Below are 6,749 nucleotides of genomic sequence, written 5' to 3'. Positions count from 1 at the left end.
TACCGAGTAATACCGAGTAATACCGAGCAATACCTGAGTTATACCCACCCCGCCGCTGCGGCGCCAAGCTGGGGGCGGCCGCGAGTGTCCGGTCGCCGGTTACTCCTTGGTACGAATTGGTTGTCGAAACCCTCGATGGTGAACAGTGTTTCAGAGTAAACGAGAACATTGTTTCAAATCTAGAGGCTGGGGCGCAGGCGTCGCGCGGGTTGTGTGTCGGCTACCGTGGCCGGGTGCGACCTGAGTGCGAGGCTCCGATGGCGACCGCGGAGATGACGTCGAGCCAGCGGGCGCGGCGAGCGGCGCTAACGGACGCGGTGATCGAGTTGCTGCAGGAGGTGGAACCGGACCGCATCCAGATGCGGGAGGTGTCCGAGCGGTCGCGGGTGGCGCTGGGCACCCTGTACAGGTACTTCCCGACCAAGGCGCACCTGATGGCCGCGTCGATGGTCGCCTGGAACGATCGGCTGTCGCGCAAGCTGGCCGCCGAGCGTCGACGTGCCCGCGAGTCCGACACGAGGGATCCCCGCAGCGTCCGTGATCGCGTGGTGTCGTTGTATCGACGGCAGATGCGGGCATTTCAGCGCGGGCCCAACTTTGCGCGACTCGACCTGGAACTGACGACGTCGTCCGACCCCTACGTGCGCGAGTCCATGCGGCGTCGGGCCGCGGACAACCATGCCGCGATGCTCGAGTTGATGGACGGGGTCCCGGAAGACGTGGCGCGCACGGCGATCCTTGCCATCGACGGGGCCATGCTGTCGGCCATGGCGCTCTGGATCGCCGGGCGCATCAGTTACGCGCAGGCCATGCGCAATGTCGAGGACGTCGCCGGGTTGGTACTCGCCGACTACGGCTGAGCGGCAGACCGGGCGAACGCCCTCTCCTCGGGCGAGAATCTAGAACAGATTCCACCGCTTTTCCGGGACGCGCCCGAGCCGCGACCCGGGGAGACGGTTCCGCGCGCTGAAATGGCTATTTGACCAGTTTGGGTGATGTGTCGAGTGGCTGGTCGGTGATTCGCGACGGGCGCTCGCCGAGCGGTTGCCCGCTCCGATGATCGACAAAATCTGTACCCTGTTCTAATCTCTGGGCCAGTGGAGGTGATCGTCCGAGGTATCGGTCGGTTCGGACGTGGCCGGGATGACCTCGGCGGGGATTGGGGCTCGATGGGTGACCGGCAAGTCGCGGATGTACTGCGCGACATCGAGGCGCTCCTGCCGGAGTTGCGCGAACGGGCCCAGGATGTCGAGGACGCTCGGGAGGTCTCCGTCGGCGTGATCCGCGCACTCACCGATGCCGGGCACTTCCGGTTGCTGCAGCCGAGTCGATTCGGCGGCCACGAGGCCGATCCGCGCGACTACTACGCGGCGGTGCGGGCGCTCGCGAGTGCGTGCGGTTCCACGGGATGGGTCGCATCAGTCGTGGGTGTACACCCGTGGCACCTGGCGCTGTTCGATCCCCGCGCACAGGACGACGTGTGGGGCGAGAACCCGGACACGCTGATGTCCTCGGCGTACGCGCCGATGGGCCGCGCCATCGCTTCCGACGGTGGGTACTTCTTCTCCGGGCGGTGGAGTTATTCGTCCGGGTCGGTGCACGCTGACTGGGTTCTGGTGGGTGGTCTGGTCGTCGACGACGCCGGGGACCCGATCGACTTCCGCACGTTTCTCGTGCCGGCTCGTGACTACACGATCGACGACGTCTGGGACACCGTCGGACTCCGGGGCACCGGCAGCAACGACATCGTCATCGAAGATGCCTTCGTTCCCGAGTACCGCACCCTGAGCTTCGCCTCGACCGTGCAGTGCGTCGGTCCTGGTCAGGGTGTGAATCCTGCTCCGCTGTACCGTCTTCCGTTCTCCGTCGTCTTCTCCACTGCCATCTCGGCGCCGATCGTGGGGATGGCCGACGGTACGTACTCCGCGTTCACCGCGTTGACCGCGGAACGGGTGCAGATGCTGATCGGCGGGCGACTCAACGCCGACGGGAACCACGTGCACACGGCCCTCGCCGAGTCCGCCCGCGACATCGAGCTCGCCTGGATGCAGTTGGACAGCAACATTTCCCGGCTGTCCCTGCTCGCGGAGAACGGTGATCGACTGCCGTTGTCCCTGCGGGCCAAGGTTCGTCGTGATCAGGTGAGCGCCACCGGAATGGCGGTCGCGGCGATCGATCGGTTGTTCGATCATGCCGGTGGTGCCGCGCTGCGGCGGGGGACCCCCATGCAGCGGTTCTGGCGCGACGCGCACGCGGGCCGGGCGCACGTGATCAACGACCCGCATCAGGCTCTGGCGCTCTTCGGGCGCAGCGAACTGGGGCACGACATTCGCGACGCGTGGGTGTGACGCGCCGCGCGAGCGGATCGAGGAGGAGGCGGAACATGCAGGTGCACACTGGGTCCGATCGCTGGGACGGTGAGGCGGACGTGGTCGTGGTCGGCTTCGGTGCGGCCGGCGCGAGCGCGGCGATCGAGGCGTCCGACCGGGGCGCACAGGTACTGGTGGTCGAGCGGTTCGACGGCGGCGGTGCCACGGCCATCAGCGGCGGCATCTACTACGCGGGCGGCGGGACGGCGCACCAGAAGGAGGCCGGATTCGATCACGACACTCCGGCCACGATGTTCGACTACCTGAAGCTCGAGACGTCGGGTGTGGTCTCGGACGAACTGCTCGACGATTTCTGCGAGCGCAGTGTCGAGAACCTGCAGTGGCTCGAGCGGCTCGGGGTGCCGTTCGAGGGCAGCATGGCGCCGCGGAAGACGTCGTACCCGACGAACGATTACTACCTGTACTACTCGGGCAACGAACTCGCGCCGCCGTACAAGGATGTCGCCGAGCCGGCGCCGCGCGGACACCGCACCAAGGGGCGGGGGACGTCGGGCAAGGTCTTCTTCTCCGCGATGGAGAAGGCCGCGCGCAAGCGGCGGATCGACGTACGCCGACAGACCACGGTCACGTCGCTCATCACCGACGACGCCGGCACCGTGATCGGAATCGAGTGCCGGGAGGTGGATCCGGGGGCCACCGCGCGCCGCGCTCTGCACCGGCTGCTCGGCTCGTGGAACCGCAAGATGAACCTGTACTACCGGCCGATCGGCCGGCTCATGGACGGTCCGATCCGCCGGATCGAGCGCGAGCACTCGGTGGTGCGCCGGTACCGGGCCCGCAAGGGCGTCATCCTCGCCGCCGGCGGGTTCGCCTTCAATCGAGAGATGTTGAAGGAGCACGCGCCGCGGTATCTGGGCGGCACCGCGCTGGGCACGATCGGTGACGACGGCAGTGGCATCCGACTGGGGCAGTCGGTGGGCGGCGCGACCGACCGCATGGAGCGGGTGTCGGCGTGGCGGTTCTTCAATCCGCCGATCGCGATGACCGAGGGCATCCTCGTCAACAAGGAAGGCGAGCGTATCTGCAACGAGCTGTACTACGGCGCGAAGATCGGCGAGCACATCGCCGAGCAGACGGATGTGGCCGCGTACCTGGTCGTCGACTCCCGCGTCCTGGCCGACGCCAAACGGCAGGTGCCCGAGCAGACGCTGTGGTTCCAGCGGTTGCAGACCACGTATCTCTTCAGCACCGGACACAAGAAGGGTGCCACCGCCGAGGAGTTGGCCCGTCGTTCCGGGATCGATCCCGCGGGGCTCGCGCGCACACTCGAGCGGTACAACGCGGACCGTCGCGACGGTCGACCCGACGCGATGGGCAAGGACTCCGCGCATGTCACGCCGCTGGTCGACGGCCCCTTCTACGCGTTCGACTGCTCGATCCGCGTGCAGGCAGGTTTCCCGTGTCCGGTGCTCACGTTGGGCGGTCTCGTCGTGGACGAGGTGACCGGCGCGGTGACCGGCGAGGACGGCCGCCCGATCCCGGGACTGTACGCGGCCGGCCGCAACGCGGTGGGGATCTGTTCACAGTCGTACGTCAGCGGTCTGTCGATCGCGGACTGCGTGTACTCGGGCCGTCGAGCAGGGGCCGTCGTCGCGCGGAATTCCACCGTCGCGTAGCCTCCGGACATGTGTCTGGCAATTACGAATCGACCCGCCGCCGTCTGACGTCCAAGCAGGCGGAGACGGTCTCGCGGCTCACCCGGTGCGCGGTGGAGGTGCTACGGGAGAACGGTTTCGCCGGATTGACCGTTCGTTTGGTGGCGGCGCAGGCGGGTGTCGCGCCGGCCACGGCGTACACCTACTTCTCGTCGAAGGAACACCTGGTCGCGGAGGTTTTCTGGCGCCGGCTGTCCGCCATGTCGAGCGACCATGCGCCCTCGGACGACCGCACGACGCGGGTCGTCGAGGTGCTGCGCAGCGTCGCCCTCCTGGTGTCGGACGAGCCCGAACTGGCGGCCGCGGTCACGACTGCGCTGCTCGGCCGCGACCCGGACGTGGTGCATCTGCGGGCGCGGATCGGACTCGAGATCCGGAAGCGACTACTCGACGCCCTCGGCCCCGAGCCCGACGAGGAGCTGCTCGAGGCGCTCGAGATGCTCTACGCGGGCGCGCTGCTGCGGGCCGGCATGGGGTACGACTCGTACGGGCATATCGCGGACCGGCTCGAGGGCTCGGCCCGGATGATCCTGCCGTGATCCAAGGGCCGGTCCCGGGCTCAGACGGTGTAACCGCCGTCGACGTTGAGCTTCTGGCCGGTGACGAATCCGGCCTTGTCGCTCGCGAGGAAGCAGACGGCCTCCGCGATGTCGACGGCAGTCCCGAACTTCTGCAACGGAATGCGGCTCATCGTGACATCGAGGGCCCGCTGGTCGAGGCTCTGCGAGCTGATCAGGCGCTCGGCCATTCCGTCGGTGAGCATGCCCGGGCCGACGGCGTTGAAACGGACACCGTAGCGGCCCTCCTCGGCCGCGAATCCGCGCACGAGTGCCTCGACCGCGCCCTTGGTGCCGGCGGACAGGCCGTCCCGCACCGGGTAGCGGTCGGTGGCGGCGGTGGTCACCGCGACCACGGAGCCCGACGCCTCCCGCAAGGCCGGTAGGCAGGCCTGCACGACGGCGAAGAACGCGGTCGCCTCGTCGTTGAGATGCTGTGCGTACGTGGATGGTTCGACGCGGGACAGGTGGACCATCGGAACGTGCGGTCCGGCCGCGTGGACCAGGATCGAGAGGTCGCCGAAGTCGGCGGTGGTGTTGCGGGCCAGGTCGCCCAACTGGTCGACGTCGCACAGGTCGACGCGGGGGGGCGCGGCGCCGCGCACCCCGAGTTCCTCGATCTCGGTGACGAGCTTCGCGGCGGCCTCGGCATTGGACCGGTAGGTGAGCACCACGTTGTGGCCCTGCGCGGCGAGTCGACGGACGATGGCTGCGCCGATGCCGCCGGTACCGCCGGTGACGAGGGCGGTGGTGGGCGTCGAACTCGGCGATGAGGTGGTCACGGCGTGCTCCTGGGTGTCGTGGTGAATGGCGTTCTCGTGAATCTCCAGGCAACCTAGCACTTGCTTGGTATGGCGGGCCCGGGTTCGCCCGCGGAGTGGGAGAGTGCCGCGTTCAGGCCTCGAGCGCGCGACGGCTCTCGAAGCGGCGTCGCGCACCCGAGAACGGGTCGTCGAACTCGATGCTGCGCGCGAGGAGCTGCAGGGGCGTCGAGTAGTCGTCGCCCGCGACGTCGTAGAACTCCGGGTAGAAGTTGTCGCCGAGGATCGGGAGGCCCAGGGAGCTCATGTGCAGTCGCAGCTGGTGGGTCTTGCCCGTGTGCGGCAGGAGTCGATAGCGGCCGATGCCGTCGCGCGTTCCGATGAGTTCGATTCGGCTCTCGGCGTTCGGCGGGCCGGGAATCTCGCGGGCCTGTAGCACCCCGCGCTCCTTGATGATTCGGCTGCGGACGGTGACGGGCAGCTGCACGGTCGGATCGTGGCGCGCCAGCGCCTCGTACTCCTTCGTCACGCGACGTTCGTCGAACAGCGACTGGTAGGCCCGTCGCGCCTCCCGTCGGATGGTGAACACCAGGACCCCCGCCGTGATCCGGTCCAGGCGGTGGGCGGGAGTGAGTTCGGGGAGGTTGAGGTCGCGGCGCAGGCGGACCAGTGCTGATTCGACGACGTAGGCCCCGCGAGGGGTGCTCGCGAGGAAGTGTGGCTTGTCGACGACGAGGAGGTTCTCGTCACGGTGCAGGATCTCGATCTCGAACGGCACCCGCTTCTCGACCGGGGGGTCGCGGTAGAGGTAGACGAACCCGTGCGGGCGGTACCCGGTGTCGCGGGTGATCGGGGAGCCGTGCTGGTCGACGATCTCGCCCGCGTCGACCTTCTCGAGCAGTCGCGCCGCGTCGTCGGGGAAGCGGTCCAGCAGGTAGGCGAGGGCGGTGGGCCAGGTCTGGGCGTTCGGCAACCGGAGGCGGGTGGGGTTGAGGCCGTCGCGGACGGGCAGGGGGGCGGCGGGCACATTCCGACGGTACCCGCCGGCGCGGGGGCAGACGTCGACGCCGACGCGAGTTGTGCGCAGGTCGTTGACGTGCACACCTCCTTAACTTACCCTTCAGTAAGTTACGGTGTCCACCGCTCTCGAGGGGTGTGTGGTGGCGCTGTCGTCACGCCGGTGCGCTGCGGTCGCGGATCCGCGCCGCACGCGCCGCCGGCGGCCCGGCAATGGGTAGCACGAAAACGGCCGATTCCGTGAAATCCATCTTGATTCTCAGAGAACTCTCACGAATATGAATTCGAGAGCTTCGCCACACCCTGCGGGTGTTAACGCCGCGACGCGTATCTAAGATCAACACGGTGATCGGATTCAGTTTGTTCGTC

Annotated in this window: 6 protein-coding genes; 4 read left to right on the top strand and 2 right to left on the bottom strand. The window is 67.9% G+C overall.

Going from position 1 to position 6,749, the window contains the following annotated elements; translation table 11 throughout:
• Window positions 1–257 precede the first annotated feature (257 nt).
• From AB4Z09_RS13560 to AB4Z09_RS13545, 4 genes are all read left to right on the top strand, one after another.
• A complete protein-coding gene (locus AB4Z09_RS13560; RefSeq protein WP_114720848.1) occupies window positions 258–860 on the top strand; it encodes a TetR family transcriptional regulator in 603 nt (200 codons plus the stop codon).
• Window positions 861–1,169: 309 nt separating this feature from the next.
• Entirely contained in the window at window positions 1,170–2,348 is a 1,179-nt protein-coding gene (gene hsaA / locus AB4Z09_RS13555; RefSeq protein ID WP_174908375.1) for a 3-hydroxy-9,10-secoandrosta-1,3,5(10)-triene-9,17-dione monooxygenase oxygenase subunit, read from the top strand.
• A gap of 35 nt (window positions 2,349–2,383) precedes the next feature.
• Window positions 2,384–4,006, top strand: coding sequence for an FAD-binding protein (locus AB4Z09_RS13550; protein WP_442239936.1), 1,623 nt, complete (start codon window positions 2,384–2,386; stop codon window positions 4,004–4,006).
• An 11-nt stretch (window positions 4,007–4,017) separates the two neighbouring features.
• A complete protein-coding gene (locus AB4Z09_RS13545; RefSeq protein ID WP_174908379.1) occupies window positions 4,018–4,584 on the top strand; it encodes a TetR/AcrR family transcriptional regulator in 567 nt (188 codons plus the stop codon).
• A gap of 20 nt (window positions 4,585–4,604) precedes the next feature.
• Here the strand turns inward: AB4Z09_RS13545 and AB4Z09_RS13540 are convergent, their stop codons facing one another.
• Both AB4Z09_RS13540 and AB4Z09_RS13535 read right to left on the bottom strand, forming a co-directional pair.
• Window positions 4,605–5,384, bottom strand: coding sequence for an SDR family NAD(P)-dependent oxidoreductase (locus AB4Z09_RS13540; protein ID WP_442239935.1), 780 nt, complete (start codon window positions 5,382–5,384; stop codon window positions 4,605–4,607).
• Between the two features lie 112 nt (window positions 5,385–5,496).
• On the bottom strand, window positions 5,497–6,390 hold the full coding sequence (locus AB4Z09_RS13535) for a pseudouridine synthase (protein WP_442239934.1): 894 nt from the start codon (window positions 6,388–6,390) through the stop codon (window positions 5,497–5,499).
• Window positions 6,391–6,749: the final 359 nt, after the last annotated feature.

Origin of the sequence: Rhodococcus sp. TAF43 (assembly GCF_052113525.1) — a bacterium.
GTDB lineage: Bacteria > Actinomycetota > Actinomycetes > Mycobacteriales > Mycobacteriaceae > Prescottella.
This window is presented reverse-complemented; position numbering and strand designations above follow the sequence as displayed.